This window comes from Tessaracoccus sp. MC1679, assembly GCF_014164775.1.
Classification (GTDB): Bacteria; Actinomycetota; Actinomycetes; order Propionibacteriales; family Propionibacteriaceae; genus Arachnia.
Map to the genome: position 1 here is coordinate 1 of NZ_JACJGB010000008.1, position 16,865 is coordinate 16,865.

At 69.7% G+C, this 16,865-nt stretch carries 13 protein-coding genes and 1 pseudogene; 7 read left to right on the forward strand and 7 right to left on the reverse strand.

Translation table 11 applies throughout. From position 1 onward, the window contains the following. From H5398_RS13500 to H5398_RS17870, 3 genes and pseudogenes are all read left to right on the forward strand, one after another. Positions 1-697: FadR/GntR family transcriptional regulator (locus H5398_RS13500; protein WP_220489459.1), on the forward strand; the 697-nt coding region annotated here is incomplete at its 5' end. Between the two features lie 247 nt (positions 698-944). Continuing rightward, a pseudogene (locus tag H5398_RS17865) lies at positions 945-1,933 on the forward strand (DUF1593 domain-containing protein); the annotation flags it as partial. Beyond that, positions 1,928-2,461, forward strand: coding sequence for a hypothetical protein (locus H5398_RS17870; protein WP_370586141.1), 534 nt, complete (start codon positions 1,928-1,930; stop codon positions 2,459-2,461). The pseudogene H5398_RS17865 and the gene H5398_RS17870, both read left to right, overlap by 6 nt. A 17-nt stretch (positions 2,462-2,478) precedes the next feature. Here the strand turns inward: H5398_RS17870 and H5398_RS13515 are convergent, their stop codons facing one another. Continuing rightward, a complete protein-coding gene (locus H5398_RS13515) occupies positions 2,479-3,051 on the reverse strand; it encodes a TetR/AcrR family transcriptional regulator (RefSeq protein WP_182800363.1) in 573 nt (190 codons plus the stop codon). Positions 3,052-3,055: 4 nt separating this feature from the next. Further along, the gene (locus H5398_RS13520) at positions 3,056-3,853 is read right to left on the reverse strand and encodes a CPBP family intramembrane glutamic endopeptidase (RefSeq protein ID WP_182800364.1); all 798 of its coding nucleotides are present in this window, start codon (positions 3,851-3,853) and stop codon (positions 3,056-3,058) included. Between the two features lie 176 nt (positions 3,854-4,029). Between H5398_RS13520 and H5398_RS13525 the strand changes: the two genes are divergently transcribed. Continuing rightward, positions 4,030-5,211 carry an MFS transporter gene (locus H5398_RS13525; protein WP_182800365.1) on the forward strand — a complete coding sequence of 394 codons (1,182 nt, stop codon included), beginning with the start codon at positions 4,030-4,032 and terminating at the stop codon, positions 5,209-5,211. A 242-nt stretch (positions 5,212-5,453) separates the two neighbouring features. Here the strand turns inward: H5398_RS13525 and H5398_RS13530 are convergent, their stop codons facing one another. The 5 genes from H5398_RS13530 to H5398_RS13550 all read right to left on the reverse strand — a co-directional run bounded on the left by H5398_RS13530 (position 5,454) and on the right by H5398_RS13550 (position 12,061). Beyond that, a complete protein-coding gene (locus tag H5398_RS13530; RefSeq protein ID WP_182800366.1) occupies positions 5,454-6,779 on the reverse strand; it encodes a serine hydrolase in 1,326 nt (441 codons plus the stop codon). Positions 6,780-6,961: 182 nt separating this feature from the next. After that, entirely contained in the window at positions 6,962-8,593 is a 1,632-nt protein-coding gene (locus H5398_RS13535; RefSeq protein ID WP_255443750.1) for a hypothetical protein, read from the reverse strand. A 162-nt stretch (positions 8,594-8,755) separates the two neighbouring features. Continuing rightward, positions 8,756-10,147 carry a sugar ABC transporter substrate-binding protein gene (locus tag H5398_RS13540; RefSeq protein ID WP_182800367.1) on the reverse strand — a complete coding sequence of 464 codons (1,392 nt, stop codon included), beginning with the start codon at positions 10,145-10,147 and terminating at the stop codon, positions 8,756-8,758. 64 nt (positions 10,148-10,211) lie between these two features. Next, complete coding sequence (locus H5398_RS13545) at positions 10,212-11,138, reverse strand: carbohydrate ABC transporter permease (RefSeq protein WP_182800368.1); 927 nt, start codon at positions 11,136-11,138, stop codon at positions 10,212-10,214. 11 nt (positions 11,139-11,149) lie between these two features. Then, positions 11,150-12,061: a carbohydrate ABC transporter permease gene (locus H5398_RS13550; RefSeq protein WP_370586130.1), complete on the reverse strand. Its 912-nt coding sequence runs from the start codon at positions 12,059-12,061 to the stop codon at positions 11,150-11,152. Between the two features lie 256 nt (positions 12,062-12,317). On the opposite strand from H5398_RS13550, the gene H5398_RS13555 reads away from it, so the two are divergent. The 3 genes from H5398_RS13555 (at position 12,318) to H5398_RS13565 (ending at position 16,823) form a co-directional block, all read left to right on the forward strand. Further along, positions 12,318-14,579, forward strand: a complete 2,262-nt coding sequence (locus tag H5398_RS13555; protein ID WP_182800369.1) for an alpha-galactosidase — start codon at positions 12,318-12,320, stop codon at positions 14,577-14,579. Positions 14,580-14,640: 61 nt separating this feature from the next. Then, the gene (locus H5398_RS13560) at positions 14,641-15,648 is read left to right on the forward strand and encodes a LacI family DNA-binding transcriptional regulator (protein ID WP_182800370.1); all 1,008 of its coding nucleotides are present in this window, start codon (positions 14,641-14,643) and stop codon (positions 15,646-15,648) included. A gap of 128 nt (positions 15,649-15,776) precedes the next feature. Continuing rightward, the gene (locus H5398_RS13565) at positions 15,777-16,823 is read left to right on the forward strand and encodes an NBR1-Ig-like domain-containing protein (RefSeq protein WP_182800371.1); all 1,047 of its coding nucleotides are present in this window, start codon (positions 15,777-15,779) and stop codon (positions 16,821-16,823) included. Positions 16,824-16,865: the final 42 nt, after the last annotated feature.

The window sequence follows — 16,865 nt, forward strand, 5'->3', positions numbered from 1 at the left end:
CTCCGAGCTGCGGACCCTCGCTTCGCGGATGGCAGAGATCATCGACCCAGACCGCGCCGACGCCGACGAGGCCAAGCGCCTCGCGCGGGAGGAGCGCGCCGCGCACCGGAACAGGTTCCTGCGCCTCACCCCGGACCACCACGGCTCGATGCGGATCACGGGCGCCCTGGACATCCTCGAGGTGCGCCACGGGACGGGTACCTTCGTCGGGCAGATGTCTCTGCGACCCCTGGTCGAGGGGCTGGCCTTCCGGGGCGTGGTGCTGCCGGGCCAGGATTTCGAGTCCCTACGGCAGATCGTCGAGGTGCGCAGCGGACTGGACCACACGCTGGCTCCGACGGTGGTCGAGCACATGGACGACGACGCTGCCGTTGAGCTGAGCGGGCTGTGTGACGCGATGGCTGAACACAGCAGGCTCAGCGAACCATTCGCCGCTGAGGATCGCGCCTTCCACCTCACGCTGGCCTCGATGCTGAACAACGAGCTCTACGCGGAGCTGGTGGGGGCCTTCTGGGACGTGCACACGCGTCTGGGCCCCCGCCTGGGCGTTCCGACGCCGCGAGACATCGCGGACACGGTGGCGGCCCACCGGGCAATGCTGGACGCCGCCGTCGCCCGGGACCTGCCGGCCTATCGGGCCGCCATCGAGAACCACTACGCCCCTCTCTTGAGGGTTCTGGGCTCCGCCCACACCTGAGGAGAGGACCGCGTCCCGCCCACAACGCCCGCGGCTGGCCGAACCCTCTGCAACGTGCTACCCATAGCGCGGCTTCTGTGTATATGCGCAGAAGCCGCGCCATGGATAGCAAGTTGCAGGTCGGGGGCATCCATCCCACCCCGATTCCGGGCTGGTTGCGCCCGAAAGCCGTGGATCGGCGCACGCACCCCCTGAATCAGGGCCTGCTCTGCATACCTATTCGATACCGCAGTGTTATGCTGTCGCTGTGCAGCACATCCCAGCCCCGCAGTCGGTCCCGCCAGCCTCGCGTCCCCGGACGATCATCACCACAGACAGCGAAGCCGACGACATCAACTCGTTCCTGCGGCTCCTCTACTACGCCAACGAGCTGGACATCGTCGGACTGATCTACAACTCGTCGGTCCATCACTGGCAGGGCGACGGCGTGCACACTCTCCGCGAGGCGCGGGAGGCGGGGATGCTCACGAGCTTCATGGGTGAGACCGCGGGCAGTGAGGCCCGCTCCGACGATGCCCTGACCTGGCGCTGGGAGCCGATGGGATGGATGGAGCGGATCATCCTGGAGGACTACGCCCGGATCTACCCCAACCTGCTCCAGCACGACCGGTCGTACCCCTCCCCCGCCGACCTCTGGGCCACCGTCGCGGTGGGCAACGTCACCTTCGAGAGCGACTTCAGCGCCGACACCGAGGGTTCCGAACTGATCGAGGCAGCGCTCCTCGACGACGACCCCCGACCGCTGTACCTGCAAGTCTGGGGGGGACGAACACCATCGCCCGCGCCCTGTTCAGCATCGAGACGCGGTACCTCGGATCCGACGAGTGGGCCGACATCAAGGCGAAGGTCACCCGCAAGGCGGTCATCCTCAGCATCGGCCAGCAGGACACCGCCTATGCCGACTACATCGCCGAGGCGTGGCCCGAGATCCCGCTGCTCGACTTCGACGGCGCCTTCGGCGGGTTCACCTCGTTCTCCCGCAGGTTCGCCTCCCCCGAGGTCCTGCCCTACTACCAGGCCTCGTTCTGGGCGCCCAACATCAAGTACGGCCACGGCCCGGTGCTCGCCCACTACGGGCTGATCGGCGACGGCACCTACTTCGAGGGCGAGGGCGACAACCCCGGCTGGCAGCCCGGCATGGCCAAGGACCCGTCGCGCTTCAAGATGTTCGACCTCATCGGCGGTTTCGAGCGGCTGGACTGGACCGGCGAGGGCGACACCCCTGCCTTCATGTGCCTCATCCCCACCGGCCTGCGCTTCCTCGAGGATCCGAGCCTGGGCGGTTGGGGCGGCCGGCTCGTGGCCACAGAGGCGAACCCGCACACCTTCGTCGCAGGGGAAGACCACAACCCCCACGCCGGGCTCGACCAGCGTCTCCACACGGTCGCCCGCTGGACTGCCGCCTTTCAGAACGACTTCGCGGCGCGCGCCGACTGGGGCATCACGCCGGACTACCGCGGAGCAAACCACGCGCCCGACGTGTCGGGCCCGGCCGACGTGACCCTCGCCCCGGGCGGATCGGCGACCCTGGTCGCCACGGCCAGCGACCCCGACGGGGACGCGCTCACGGCGAGGTGGTGGGTCTACGCGGAGGCCGGCACGCTGAGCGACGACCCGACGCTGGACGCGGACGGCTTCGAGGCGACGATCACCCTCCCGTCGACGGCGCAGCCGGGTCAGCGCGCGGTGGTCGTGATCGAGGTCACCGACGACGGCACGCCCGCTCTCACGAGGTACGCCCAAGTGGTGGTCACCGTCGGCTGAGCGTCCCTCCCGGCGACTCAGCTGAGCAGCCCGTCGACGACCCACTCGCACTGCCGTCGGACCTCATCCTCGGGCGCCGGGTCGTACAGCAGCTGGCTTGACATCCCCTGCATGAACGCCAGCACCCCCCACGCGACGGCGTCCGCGTCCACCGAGCCCGGCACCTCGCCCTCGGCCCGGGCCCGGTTCACCAGCCCCGCGATCGCGACCCGCAGCTCCCGGTCCGACGACGCCACCGCGTCGGCGATGGCGGGGTCGAAGGCGGCCCGCTCGGCGAACGCGGCACCCTGCAACTCGGCGGCACGACGGGGCCCGTCGAGGGGCAGAACCGCGACCATGAGGTCCACTAGCCAGCCGCTCAGCGTCGGCCTCCCGGGCTCGGACAGGACAGGGGCGGACGCCGTCGCCCGCAGCCGCGCGAACATCGCGCGCAGCATCTCGTCCTTGGTAGGGAACGCCTTCTGCACCGCCCCCACCGACATCCCCGCCTCCGCCGCGACCGTCCGGAAGCTCACCGCCGCCATGCCCTCGCGCACCAGCATCCGCAGGGCGGCGTCGGCGAACTCGGTCTGTCGCGGAGTCAGCTGCACCGGGTCAGCCTGCCACCGCGACACGCGGCCCGTCCACAGGGAGCGCCCGCCACAGCCAGGCAGCGTAGGCGGTCAGAATCACGACGATCACCGTCAGCCCCACCAACCCGCGGTCGGTGAAGTCGTCGACGACGGTGAACGCCACCGCGTCGTAGACCACGTGCCACACGATTCCGACCCACAGGCTGCCCGTCAGTGCGACGACCTCGGCCAGCACGAAGCCGACCAGGCAGGCGAACGCGAACTGCGCCAGCAGGTGGGGCAGCGGTTGACCGGTGAAGACGTTGGTCAGATGCAGGGCACCGAAGATCGCCGAAGAGGCCACGATGGAGCGGCGGACACCGAGCTGGCGAAGGGCGGCCAGAAGCAGGCCGCGGAACCAGATCTCCTCGTTGAAGCCGACGGCGACCGCCAGCAGGGTTGAGGCGGCGAGTGTCGCGGGGACCAGCCGGATCTCCGAGGTGGCTATCACGATCACCACCACGGCAATCAGCGGGAGAGCCCAGAAGACCCGGTTCACGCCCTCGGGCCGACGGAAGCCGTAGTCAGCCATCGGCGGACGGGACCGCCACATCACCAGCAACCCCAGAATGGCGGAGAGCCAGACGAACGCGGCCGGGATGAGTAGCGCCGTCGCGCCGTGCAGCCCCCGCGCGTCGACGACCCCCATGCCGACGGCGGTCAGCAGCACCCCACCCAGCCCGACGGCGGCAGCGATCCGCCACGGGTGGCGGGTGTCCCAGCTGGCTAGCGGACGGGCCGGCGCGGCGGGATCGGTTCTGGGTGCGAGATGGATGGACACGGGACCTCCTGGAATACGAATGTATTCATAATACGCCCGTATTCCGTTGCGTCAAGCCCGAGGCCGAGTCCCCGGCCCCCGGGGGGGGTCGAGCACATCTCCTTCGAAGTCGCGGACCACCGCGTCGCTACTTGGCGGACCGGGCGGCCAACGTCCCGACGCGCGAGGATGAACGCATGGACGCCCTGCATGCCGCCGCCACCCCGCGCACCTGGCGGCGGGTGGCGCTGGCCATGCTGGCCGCGGGCTGGGGCGCCAACCAGTTCGCGCCGATGCTGCTTGTCTACCGGGACGAGCGAGGGCTGTCCGAGCAACTGGTGACGGGCATGTTCGCCGCGTACGTCGGGGGCCTCGTGCCCGCCCTGCTCGCCGCTGCGTGGATGTCGCAGCACCAGGGCAAGCGCCTGATGGTGCGGATCTCCTCGGTGCTGATGCTGCTGGGCAGCGCCCTGTTGCTGCTCGGCGCCGACTCCCCCGGGCTGCTGTTCGCCGGGCGCATCGCGTCCGGGATCGGGGTCGGGTTCGTCATGGCGCCCGGCACGGCGTGGGTGAAGGAGCTGTCCGCCGGGCTGCCGCTGGGGACGGGCGCCCGCCGTTCCACGGTGGCGTTGACGGCCGGCTTCGCGATCGGACCCATGGTCGCCGGCCTCCTCGCGCAGTGGTTCCCGGCACCGCTCCAGCTCGCCTACGCGGTGCACCTGATCGTGCAGGCCGTCGCCGCGGCCATCGTCTGGAACGCGCCCGAGCTCGACACGTCCGGCCAGCCCACCCCGACGGTCGCGGCCGCCGCGCGGCACTTGATGCACGGCTGGTTCTGGAAGCTGATCGTGCCCTCCGCGCCCTGGGTGTTCGGGGCCGCGACGGTCGCCTTCGCCGTGACCCCAGCCCTAGTGGGCCCTGTCCCTGGCCTGCCCCGCGTGGCCGCCGCGGGCCTGACCGCAGGACTCACCCTCGGCACCAGCGTGATGGTGCAGCCGTCGGTCCGACGCTACGCCCACCATGACCCGGGCCGGACGCCACCGCTGGGCATGGCCGTGCTGACCCTCGGCATGATGGTCGCGACCGCCGCCGCGTTGTTCCCCCACCCCCTGTGGCTGGTTCCCGCCGCGGTGGTGTTGGGGGCGGCGCACGGCCTCCTCATGGTCGGCAGCATCACGATCGTCGAGCACCACACGCCGCCGCACCTGATGGCCCCGACGACCGCCGTGGTCTACAGCCTCACCTACATCGGATTTCTCGCGCCCTACGCAGTCAGCACCGCGTCGCTGTTGATCCCCGCGTGGACGTTCCTCGCCGCGGGCGTCGGCGTCGCGGTCCTGACGACGGCCTGGCTCTGGTTCGAGCGCAGGGACGCCTGAAGCCCCCCGGGGGATCCCACACGGATGGGCCCAGTCCACACTCGGACGCATGACAACCGGAGGTTCGATGTCTTCGTTCCGGAACCTCCGGCGCGGCGAGTCAGGCTTCAGCGAGTGCACCCTCCGCAGCAAGGTCTGTGGTGCCCGGACCCAGCGGAGACGGGTCCCTAGTGGTGGCAGCCACGCTGAAGGCAGGGTGGGGTGGGTGTCAGTCCTGGCACGTTTCCGCGCTTCGCGCCTGATCACCCAAGCCGCGACACCAACTCCGCCACCAGTGCACCCACCCGAAGATCCTCCCCCGCGACATCCGGGCTGAACCCCAACCGCACCACCACCAGGCCAGCCGACGGCACCACGTACATCCGCTGCCCGTCGTGTCCCGTCGCCCAGTAGGCATCAGCCGGGAGCGAACCATCGACGAGCGACCCGTCGGGCAGCTGATTGACCCACCATCCGGCCGCGTACCCCACCTCCTCGCTCTCGGCGACCTCCGTCACCGTCGTGGACGCCGCCATCCACCCCTCCGGCAGCAGCCGGCCCCCCTCCCACACACCGTCCTGCAGCGCGAACTGCCCCATGCTCGCCCAGTCGCGGGGGGTCGCCCAGAGGTAGGAGCTGCACACCGGCGTACCGGTCGCGTCGGCCTCCCACACCGCCGACGACAACCCCAGCGGCACCAGCAGCCCCCGTCGTGGCAGGTCGGCGTCGACCCCGGCCCGCTCGGTCAGCACCGAGCACAGCAGGTTCGTGCCGCCACTCGAATACTGCTGGTAGTCGCCCGGGGTGTGGGCCAGCGGCAGCCCCGCGACATAGTCCGCCATGTCCTCTTCCAGGTACAGCATCCGGGTGATGGGTGTGCCGAGATCGTAGGTCTCGTCCCACTGCAGTCCGCTCGTGCCCCGCATCAGGTCGTCGACGGTGATGTCGCGGCGGGCGTCGGTCCACTCCGGTCGCAGCGCGTCGTCGTCGACGGCGACCCTGTCGTTGGCCACCATCACCCCCGTCAGCAGGTTGGCCACGCTCTTGGCCATCGACCAGCCGAGCTGCGGGGTCTGCGCGGTGAAGCCGTCGGCGTAGCGCTCGGCCACGAGTTGCCCGTCGTGGAGGACGACGACGGCGCGCGTGCCCAGGTCGTCGCGGGCGGCGGCGTCGAGGTCGTCACCGAACGCCAGGCCGACGGCGGCGTCGAGCTCCGCGGAGGGGGCGGGCGCGGGCGCCGAGGTGAGCGGGTTGGGGCTGGCGGGTGTGGGGTCGCCGAGGTCTGGGGCGCGGTCGGCGAGGGTGCAGCCGAAGCCGGCGGAGTACCAGGCTCGCTGCCCGGCGATCGCTCCCAGGACGGAGGTGCGGGCGCCGTCGTCGGTGGTGCTGGTGCGCAGGTAGGGCACGAGTGCGTTGGGCGGGAGGTCGTCGCCGGCGGGTCGGTCCGCGATCCGTGTGAGCGCGCACGCATTGTGGGCGGCGTAGCCGGTGCCGGTGAGGAGGAGCGGGCGCGCGTACCAGTAGCCGGCGGCGCCGGCGATGACCGCGAGTGCGACGAAGGCCAGCAGGATCCGGATCACCCAACGCATGCCCCGAACCTACCAATCCGCACGATGTGGTGGCGCAAGGTGGCCCACCTCCGCAGGCTGAGGCGGGCGAAGCGACCGCCCTGACAGCCAGCCGAGCGGCCACGAAGTCACCTGGATTCCTCAGAAATCACACCGGCCATGCTGCGTTCTTGACGATGGCGAGGAGCGCCGCTGTTCACGCCTCAGCCCGCGGGGTCCTCGAGGGCGGGCGGGGCGGCGTCCCCCGTCGCGTCGAAGGGGTCCGACCCCTCGTCGGCCATCCATTCGTAGCGCACCGTCTCACTGCCCGAGCGCCACAGCGACGGGGTCGAGGTGTGCAGCCAGTCGAGCGGCTCCACTCCCCCGGGCACCCCGCCGTCGAGCGCCGCCCGCAGCGCCGCCGACAGATCGGCGTCCACCGCATCAGTCCTTGTCACAGGGTCCACCGACACGAACAGCGCGGTACCGGAGCGTGCGATCAGGTCCAGGAACTGCCGGTTCTTTCCCCAGTCCGTTCCGGGCGTGCTGGGCACGCAGTCCGCGTCGACCGTGAAGAACCGCCCGTGCTGGGCCGCCCGGAACGCCAGGGTGTTGACGCCCACCCGCCGGGTTCGCTCCCACACCAGACCGGAGGTGTCGTCGCCGGTGCGCTGGGCCTCCACCAGGCCGGCCGCCAGGTGGCCAACCACGTTGCAGCCCAGCACCACCCCGCCGTCGCCCGCCGCGACCCTGATCGCCCGGTAGAAGTCCACCAGCACCTCGGCTGTGGTCCGCGTCCGGTCGTGCACGTGGACGCCGTCGGCGATGGGTCGCGGGCCCATCGTCGGGCCCCATTGGCCGAGAGCCTCGAAGGTGGAGAAGTCGTGCTTGATCAGCTCGAAGCCCCAGCCGCGGATCCGACTCACGTCGGCCGCTACTCGCTCGAGGGTCGCGGGGTGGCTGGGGTCCAGCGCCCAGCCACCCTGCCACGGGCGCAGCCCGCCGGCCTCGGGCTGCCAGCGGTGCTGCAGCGGCCGGAACCAGATCCCGGGCCGCACGCCCTCCGCCGCGATCCTCGCCGCCACCTCCGCCATGTCCGGGAACTCGATCGCTCGGCCCACGTCCCACGGGCCGCCGGAGGCAGGCAGCCCGTCGGCGGTGCCGTCGAGGCTCCACCCGTCGTCGACGACGCCGAAGGGGCGGACGGGATGGTCGCCGACGAGCTCCGCGACCGTACGGGCGTCGCGCACCACCGCGTCGGCGTCGAACCCGCGACCGTAGGCGTAGTACCAGTTGTTGGCCCCGACGAGGGGTCCGGAAGGGCGAGGGTCGCGGCAGAGGGCCGAGGCCAGCTCGCCCTGGGTCGCGAAGGCGGGCCCACCGTCGACGAAGCGGACGACGGCGGCGGTCAGCTCGCGGTCCCCCAGCTCGACGGGGTCCGAGCCGGCGCGGAGGTCGAGCCAGAGCGACACCCCGGCGTCGTCCACAGTCCAGAACGCGAACGATCCCGCGCGGACGTCGACGCCCGCGCCCCAGGTGGTGGCGGCCGACGGTGAATGGATCAGCACCATCCACGGGTGGACGGCCTCGGCGCGGAGCGGCTGCCAGCAGGTGTCGCCGTAGGTGCGCTCCCACTCGTCACCGAGGACCAGCGCGTCGGATGGCACCGGGCGGCGCCAGCGGAGATGGACCCGGCTCAGCAGCACGCCGGTCGCGACGGAGACATTGACGGCAAGTCCCCCGCCGTCAGGACACAGGTCGACGACGGCGGCGGCCTCGGACGGGCTGCGCCAAGCGCCGCGGGGCCCCCGCTGGACCCGGATCAGGTCGGGCGTCGGGACGCTCAGAGTTGCCATGACTTCTCCTGTGGGGTGGGGTGGTTTGAGCAAATGGAAGGGGTCGCGGAGTCCCCCACGCGTGACCTGAGCGTGGGCCTCACCGCGACCCCTGCCATTTGCTCAACTCGGACCAGGCGAGGGGCCGGGCAGTCTCCCGCCCGGCCCCCGTCGATCAGTGGATCAGCCGTTGAACAGGGCGTTGACCTGCTCGTTTGCCGCGTCAAGCGAATCGGCGTCGGCCTGACCGGTGAACACCGCGTCGACCGCCGGCTGCATGATGCCGTTGATCTGCGAGGCGAAGTCGGTGATCGGGAACAGGAAGGTGGTGCCCTCGTTCACGTGCACCAGGAAGGGCTCCACGTCGATCCCGCGATCCGCGAAGGCGGTCTGCGCCTTCTCAGTGGCCGACGGGATGGCCGGGAAGACCACGCCGGCCTCGCCGACGATGTCCTGGCAGGCAGCCGAGCCGAGGTACTCAACCCACTTGATGGCCGCGGCCTTGTTGTCCGAGCCGGACCACACGGAGTCAGCCAGGCCGTTGTACATGGAGGCGCGCTCACCGGAGGGGCCGGTGGGCGTGGGGGCCAGGCCGGTCTCGATGCCGGTGTAGCCGAACATCTGGTTGATCATCCACGAGCCGTTGGTGATCATGGCGTACTTGCCGGCGCCGAAGATGTCGCCGGAGCTCTGGCCGGTGACGGCCTCGACGGTGGGCATGTAGCCCTTCTCCGCGAGGGAGGCCATCCAGGAGATGGTGTCCTTGAACTCGGCGGCGTCGTAGTTGTACTTGGTGCCCCAGGGGTTCTTGTCGGTCATCGTCCAGTCCGTGGTGCCGGTGTACATGCTCCACTGCGTCTGGCCGTTGCCGCCGCCCGAGCCTCCGTCGAGGCCGAGGCCGTACACCGCGACCCTATCCTTGTCGAAGCCGGGCTCGTCGCCGCGAACACCGTTGGTGTCGATGGTGAGGTGGGCGATCATCTCCTCGTAGGTGCCGCCGTCCTCAGGGTTCCATTCGAGGGTGGCCAACTCGGCCTCGTCCACGCCGGCGTCGGCGATGAGGGCCTTGTTGTAGAAGATGGCCACGGTGTCGAAGTCCTTCGGCAGGCCGTAGCGCTCGCCGTCCTGGCCCACCCAGAGGTCCGCGAGGCCCTCCTGGTAGCCGTCGACATCCACGCCGTCGGCCTCGAGGGTGGCAGTCAGGGACTGCAGCTGGCCCTGGGTCACGAACTCGGGGTACTTGGACAGGTGGTTGGTGAACACGTCCGGGGCGGTGCCGGCCACGAAGCCGTTGGTGATGCCGGACCAGTAGTCGTCCCACGCGTACTGCGTGATCTTGACGGTGACGCCGGACTCCTCCTGGAAGTCAGCGGCGCACTGCTCGTAGGCGGGCTTCTGGTTGTTGTCCCAGAGCCAGTAGTCGATCTCGCCGGAGGCGGCGCTGGTGTCGATGGCCTCGCCACCGCCGGTGGTGGCGGCGGGCTCGGTGTCGCCGCCACAAGCGGTCAGCGACAGGGACAGGGCGGTGACAGCCGCGAGGGCGGTCCCGGCCTTGCGGAGGGTGAACTTCGGCATTGCTGTTCCTTTCGGGAAGGGGTGGGGAGAGAGGGCGGACGAAGGGACGGGTGACTACCGCGGGCTACTTGCTGCCCGAGTAGCCGATCGAATCGATGATCTTGCGGGCGAACATGAAGAACAGGATGAGGACGGGGACCGCTGCCACGAGGGTCGCGGCCATGAGGCCCGCCCAGTCCGGCGAGCCGGCGGGGGTCTGAGACCTGAACACGCCGAGCGCCACGGTGAGCACCTTGGTGTTCTCCGAGTTGCCCACCAGAAGCGGCCAGAAGTAGTCGTTCCAGGTGCCGATGAAGGTGAGGATCCCCAGGGTGGTGATGGGCGCGGTGCTCATCGGCAGGATGATCTTGAAGAACGTGCGCCAGGGCCCTGCCCCGTCGAGCGAGGCAGACTCCTCGATCTCCCGGTTGATGCCCAGGAAGAACTGGCGCAGGAAGAAGATGGCGAACGGAGTCATGAGGAACGTCGGCAGGATCATGCCCGGGAAGGTGTTGAGCAGGCCGAGGTTCTTGATCAGCAGGAAGTTGGGGAGGCTGGTGAAGATCGGCGGCACCAGGAGGGCTCCCAGGAAGATCCCGAACACGACGTTGCGGCCGGGCCAGCGCAGTCGGGCGAAGGCGTAGGCCGCCATCGCGGAGAAGAACACCTGGCCGATGGTGACGGCGCCGGCGTAGATGACGGAGTTGCGCAGGTAGAGCCAGAAGTTCACCGACGCGCCGGAGCCGCCCTCGGCGATGGCCTCCTCCTGGGTGCCCAGTCCGAGGACGCGCCGGAAGGCGCCGAAGGTGAAGTCCACCGGGAGGAGGGACGAGGGGTCCGACGCCAGGGACCTCGAGGTGGAGAGGGCGGTGCGGAGCATCCAGTAGAACGGGAAGAGTGAGAGGATCAGGAAGGCGATCAACGCGGTCCAGGCCAGGATCCGTCCGGCGTTCCACTTCTTCTTGGTGCGCGTGACCGGCGCCTCGGTGTTGGTGTCAGCGTGATTGGCCATGATGGGTCTCCTTACGCCAGGTCCGACTCGCCGGCGCGCAGCATCCGCAGTTGGATGGCGGCGAGGGCGGCGAGGATGATGAAGAGGATGACGGCCAAGGCGCTGCCGTAGCCGAACTGACCTTCACCGAAGGCCTTCTGGTAGATGTAGTACTGCATCACGCGGGTGACGTTGACGGGTCCGCCGCGAGTGGTCACTGCCACGGTGTCGAACACCTGGAACGAGCCGGTGACCGTGATGACCAGGATCATCGCAAGCACGGGGCGAAGCAGCGGCAGCGTCATCTTCCAGAACGACGTCCACTCGGAGGCGCCGTCGATGGAGGCGGCCTCGTAGATGTACTTCGGGATGGTCTGCAGGCCGGCGAACACCAGCAGAGCGGTGTAGCCCATGTGCCGCCACACGTTGACGAAGGCGATGGTGGGGATGGCCCACGCCTCGTCGGCGAAGAAAGCGATCCGGGAGGCGCCCATCCACTCGATGATCTGGTTGAACAGGCCGATCTGGTAGTCCAGCAGCCAGAACCACAGCATGGCGGCGATGACGTTGGAGATCAGCCACGGCAGCAGGAGGGCGCCGCGCAGCGCGATGGACTTGGTCAGCCGCTGCATCATCACGGCCAGCATGATCGCGATGATGGTCTGGAAGCCGATGTTGAGCAGCACGTAGCCGATGGTCACCCACATGGCGTTCCAGAACAGCGGATCAACCGCGATCTTCTCGAAGTTCTCGGTGCCGATCCAGGTGGGGGTGCCCAGGATGTTGTACTGCGTGAAGCTGAAGTAGACACCGCGGATGGCCGGCACGAGGTAGAAAACCACGAAGCCGACGGCGGCGGGGGCGATGAACATCAGCGCAGTGCGGAGGTCGCTCTTGCGCTTACGGTTCGTGTCGAGGCTGTGCTCGAGTGTTCGTGTACTCACCACGTTCCCCTCTTTGGGACTGCCCCGGCATCTCTGACGGGGGGTGTGCGGGTTTGCATGATGGAATCTACACGCGTCACATCGGTAGCGCAAGACCCTTTTACAGAATCGCTATCTCCCAAAATTAACGCTTGCGTTCGTCCACAGGGTGGTGCAACCATGTTGTCTACATGCGTAGATGATCGACGGACAATGCAGTTCAAGCCACGCCGGTCACTCCCCACAGAACCCGCTCAGATCCAGGAGGATCCCCACCATGAGCCACCGCGTCCACGCGTTCGTCACCTTGTCCGCAGAGGGGGTCGGCGTCGTCGTCGACCTCACCGACGGCAGGCTCCCCGCGCTCCTGCACTGGGGCCCGGAGCTCGGCAGCCTCACCCTCGACGACGCGACCGCGCTGGCGCTCACCGCCGTCATGCCGGTGGCGCCCAGCATGGTCGACGACCCCACCCGCCTCTCGATCCTCCCCGAGCACTGGGCCGGCTGGATGGGTCGCCCCGGGCTCAGCGGGTCACGGGCCGACGGCGCCGCGTGGTCGCCGAGGTTCGTCACCCACACTCTCCTCATCGACGGCGTGGAGACCGATGCCGCGGCCGAACAGGCCACCCTCGTGGAGCTCGGGCACGGCAGCATGACCGTTCTCGCCGCCGACGACGTGGCCGGCCTCGAGCTGGCCCTCACCCTCGAGCTCACCCCCGGCGGCGTGCTGCGCAGCCAGGCTCGGCTCACCAACACCGGCGACGACGACTACCGCGTCGACGACCTGATCCTCGCCTACCCCGTCCCCACCGTCGCCTCGGAGCTGCAGGACCAGGCCGGCCGCTGGGCCAAGGAGCGGGTGCCGCAGCGCCGCGCCTTCACCGTCGGCGCGCACGTCCGTGAGGGCCGCAAGGGCCGCACCGGAGCCGACGCCGCGACCGTCCTCCACGCGGGCGTGCCCGGCTTCGGCTTCGCCGAGGGTGAGGTGTGGGGCGTGCACGTGGGCTGGTCCGGCAACCACACCCACATCGCCGAGCGCGGCTTCACCGGCGAGCAGTTCATCGGCGGCGGCGAGCTCCTGCTTCCCGGCGAGGTCACCCTCGCGCCCGGCGCCGCCTACGAATCTCCCTGGCTGTACGGCTCCTACGGCGTCGGCCTCGACGAGGTGGCGCGACGCTTCCACCGCTACCTGAGGTCGCGGCCGCAGCACCCGTCGTCGACGCGCCCGGTCACCATCAACGTGTGGGAAGCGGTCTACTTCGACCACTCCCTGCAGCCGCTCCTGGAGCTCGCGGAGAAGGCAGCCGCCGTCGGCGTGGAGCGCTACGTGCTCGACGACGGCTGGTTCGGCGGTCGCCGCGACGACCACGCCGGCCTCGGCGACTGGGTGGTCTCCACCGACATGTGGCCGGAAGGTCTCCACCCGCTGGTCAACCGCGTCAAGGAGCTCGGCATGCAGTTCGGGCTCTGGTTCGAGCCCGAGATGGTCAACGAGGACTCCGACGTGGCCCGCGCGCATCCCGAGTGGATCATGGCCACCGGCTCCCGGATGCCGGTCGAGACCCGCTTCCAGCAGGTGATCAACCTCGGCATCCCCGAGTGCTACGCCTACATCCGCGACCAGATGCTCGCCATCCTGGGCGAATACGACATCAGCTACATCAAGTGGGACCACAACCGCGACCTCATCGACGCCGGCACCCACCCCCTCGGACAGGCGGGCGTGCACGCCCAGACCCAGGCCGTCTACCGGCTGATCGACGAGCTCAAAGCCGCCCACCCGGGACTGGAGATCGAGTCCTGCTCCTCCGGCGGCGCCCGCGTAGACCTCGGCATCCTGCAGCGCACGGACCGCGTGTGGGTCTCGGACTGCATCGACCCACTGGAGCGCCAGCAGATGATGCGCTGGACCCAGCAGCTGCTGCCGCCGGAGATGCTGGGCTCGCACATCGCCTCAGGCACCTCGCACACCACCGGCCGCACGCACGAGCTCAACTTCCGGGCCGCCACCGCGATCTTCGGACACCTGGGGATCGAGTGGGACCTGCGCCAGGCGTCGGAGTCCGAGCTGGAGGAGCTGACCGAATGGGTGGCCTTCCACAAGGAGCACCGCTCGCTGCTGCACGGCGGCGACCTGGTGCGGCTGGACTTCCCCGACGAGTCGCTGACCGCCACGGGAGTCGTCGCTCCTGACCGGTCCCGGGCCATCTACTCCTACGCGGCGGTCTCCACCCACGTCACCAGCCTCCGGGGGCGGCTGCGGATGCCGGGGCTGGATCCGAAGCGCCGCTACCGGGTGTCGCCGGCGCTGGTGGGCCGGGTTCCGTCGGGGCTGCGCCCGCCGTCGTGGTGGGGCGTGAAGCGCGACATGACCACGGAGACCGTGGACCTCACCCACGGCCGCCCGCCGAAGTTGGTGCCCGTGGCCGACGAGGCCGGCGTGGTGCTGCCTGGCAGCGTGCTGTCCTCGGCCGGGTTGATGGAGGCCTCCGTCCATCCGGATCACGCGCTCATCTACCTGGTGGAGGCCGTCGACTGACCCGTTTCCCGGCGGGGCCGGCGGCCAATACCCTGTGATCACACCGATCCGAAGGAGTGCGATGTCCAGCGAAGCGGCTCGCGTCACGCGTGGCGCCACCCGCGACGACGTCGCACGCCTCGCGGGGGTGAGCTCAGCGGTGGTGAGCTACGTGGTCAACAACGGTCCGCGTCCGGTGGCCCCCGCCACCCGGGCGCGGGTCCTCGACGCCATCGACAAGCTCGGATACCGCCCCAACGCCGCCGCGCGCTCGCTGATCATGGGTCGCTCGGACCTGGTGGGGCTGATCGTCCCCGACGTCCGGAACCCCTACTTCGCGGCGCTCGCGCAGGCCGTCGAGGTGGAGGCGCGGGCCAAGGGGGTCAACCTGGTGCTGGCGCAGGGGGCGACGGGGCACCTGGCAGCCCTGATCGAGTCGCTCAGCGGGCACCTGGTGGCCGGGATCATCACGGCCGCTGTTCCGGAGCAGGCCGCCCTCGGGGTGATCCTGCGCAACAAGATCACCATGGTGCGGCTCTCCCTCGTGCCGCCGGACATCGACGACACCTCGGTGCTGCCGGACTTCTACGCCGGCGCCCGCGATGCGGTGCGCCACCTTGTCGAGGTGCACGGTCATCGTCGGATCGCGCTGGTCGCGGGCTCGGACACGCCCACGGACCACCGCGTGGTGGACGACCGCGAGCGGGCCTGGCGCGACGTGCTGGGCGCCGCAGGGCTGCGCGCCGACGCGCTGATGCGCGTCAACTGGTCGCTGGCCGCCGGCCGTGAGGCGGCGGCGCGGATGGTCGAGGAGTTCCCGGACTGCACGGCCGTGTTCACGATGTCGGACCAGCAGGCCATCGGGCTCATCTCGGGCCTCACTGCCGCGGGACGCTCCATCCCGGGCGACGTGGCCATCACGTCGTTCGACGGCTCACCCGAGGCGGAGTTCACCATCCCGCCGTTGACCACGGCCAGCGTCCCGATGGCGGACATGGCCAAGGCCGCGGTCGACGGGCTCCTGGACCCGAGTCGCAAAGGCGTAGTCCTGCAGCCAGAGTTGATTCTGCGTCAGTCCTGCGGCTGCTGACACGCAGGTCATCCGACGCCGAGCCGTGGACGGTTCCAGCAATCCATCTCGCGAGGTCCCGCGTCCGTCTTCGGAGGTCGGTCCCCCGGGATAGGCTGACCCGACAACCGACCACCGGGGGTGCTCTGATGACACGAGGATGGATTGCCGCTCTGACGCTGTGCGCAGTGACCACCGGGTGCAGCGCCTCCATCACGCTGGGGGGAGCCTCGACGGCCCAGCCCCAACCGTCGCGAGCCGTTGACTCCACGCCCACCGTTGCTGCGAGTTCCGTTGCCGCGACACCTGACGAGCCAGACTGCGCGCCGGACGCGGCCTTGGCCGGACACCTGAGCGCGCCGGACGGCACCCAACTGCCGGTCGACACCACCTTCGACAAGAGCTGGCGGCTGGTCAACACCGGCTGTGGCAACTGGCCGGAGGGTACGGAACTCATCCACCTCGACGGAGACCTCAGCCCCGCCGGTCCAACTCCTACAGTTCGCCCGATCGTGCCCGGAGGGACTGCCGACATCACCGTGAGCGTGACGACGCCGGGCGAGCCCGGGGACCACCGGGGGGCGTGGCAGCTGCGAGCGCCGGACGGGAGACAGTTCGGGACGATCCTCACCTCTGAAATCGTGACCGTGGCGGACTCAACCGGGACGGGGACGGTCCTCGTCCCGCTCCAGCCCATCCCCGTGTTTCCGAGCATCCTCGTGCCTCAAGGCTTCCCGTCAGCTGGCGCCACCCCCACGGCCAACGCCTCGGGATCCACGCCTTCCGCCGATGCCGACGAGGTGCGTCGGGCCGTCTCGCTGCGGGTGGATCTCACCGTCATCGACCGCAACACATTCAGCTCCGACAAGACGAAGGAGTTGATCTTCATCGAGCCGGACATTGTGCTGACCTCGCTGCGCCCCACCGATTCCTACACGCACGAGCTCTGCGCGGGCGGTGAGACATCGGTCAAAGTCGTCACGGAGCTCTCCCTCGTCGACCACGTGGTCAACGCCAGGTCTGCCGCGACACTCTCCGTGGGGTCGAGCTGCGTCACCGGCACCCCACGGGACACGCGGGTGTACAACCTCGTCGCCGGCGATGGGCAGACAGTCGCGACCTCGGGGTGGGGCTCGGTGTCGGGCGGCGCCTACGACATCGCCCTCTCGTTGGCCAACGAGCCGTGGCAGCGCTGATCAGTGGAGATGCCGGCCGATAGTTGCGCGGCACGACTTTTG

Excerpts from the sequence above, each read along its gene's own strand:
- H5398_RS17870 (WP_370586141.1), top strand. The coding sequence starts at position 1,928 with ATGTGCCTCATCCCCACCGGCCTGCGCTTCCTCGAGGATCCGAGCCTG.
- H5398_RS13525 (WP_182800365.1), top strand. The coding sequence starts at position 4,030 with ATGGACGCCCTGCATGCCGCCGCCACCCCGCGCACCTGGCGGCGGGTG.
- H5398_RS13530 (WP_182800366.1), bottom strand. The coding sequence starts at position 6,779 with ATGCGTTGGGTGATCCGGATCCTGCTGGCCTTCGTCGCACTCGCGGTC.
- H5398_RS13535 (WP_255443750.1), bottom strand. The coding sequence starts at position 8,593 with ATGGCAACTCTGAGCGTCCCGACGCCCGACCTGATCCGGGTCCAGCGG.
- H5398_RS13540 (WP_182800367.1), bottom strand. The coding sequence starts at position 10,147 with ATGCCGAAGTTCACCCTCCGCAAGGCCGGGACCGCCCTCGCGGCTGTC.
- H5398_RS13545 (WP_182800368.1), bottom strand. The coding sequence starts at position 11,138 with ATGGCCAATCACGCTGACACCAACACCGAGGCGCCGGTCACGCGCACC.
- H5398_RS13555 (WP_182800369.1), top strand. The coding sequence starts at position 12,318 with ATGAGCCACCGCGTCCACGCGTTCGTCACCTTGTCCGCAGAGGGGGTC.
- H5398_RS13560 (WP_182800370.1), top strand. The coding sequence starts at position 14,641 with ATGTCCAGCGAAGCGGCTCGCGTCACGCGTGGCGCCACCCGCGACGAC.
- H5398_RS13565 (WP_182800371.1), top strand. The coding sequence starts at position 15,777 with ATGACACGAGGATGGATTGCCGCTCTGACGCTGTGCGCAGTGACCACC.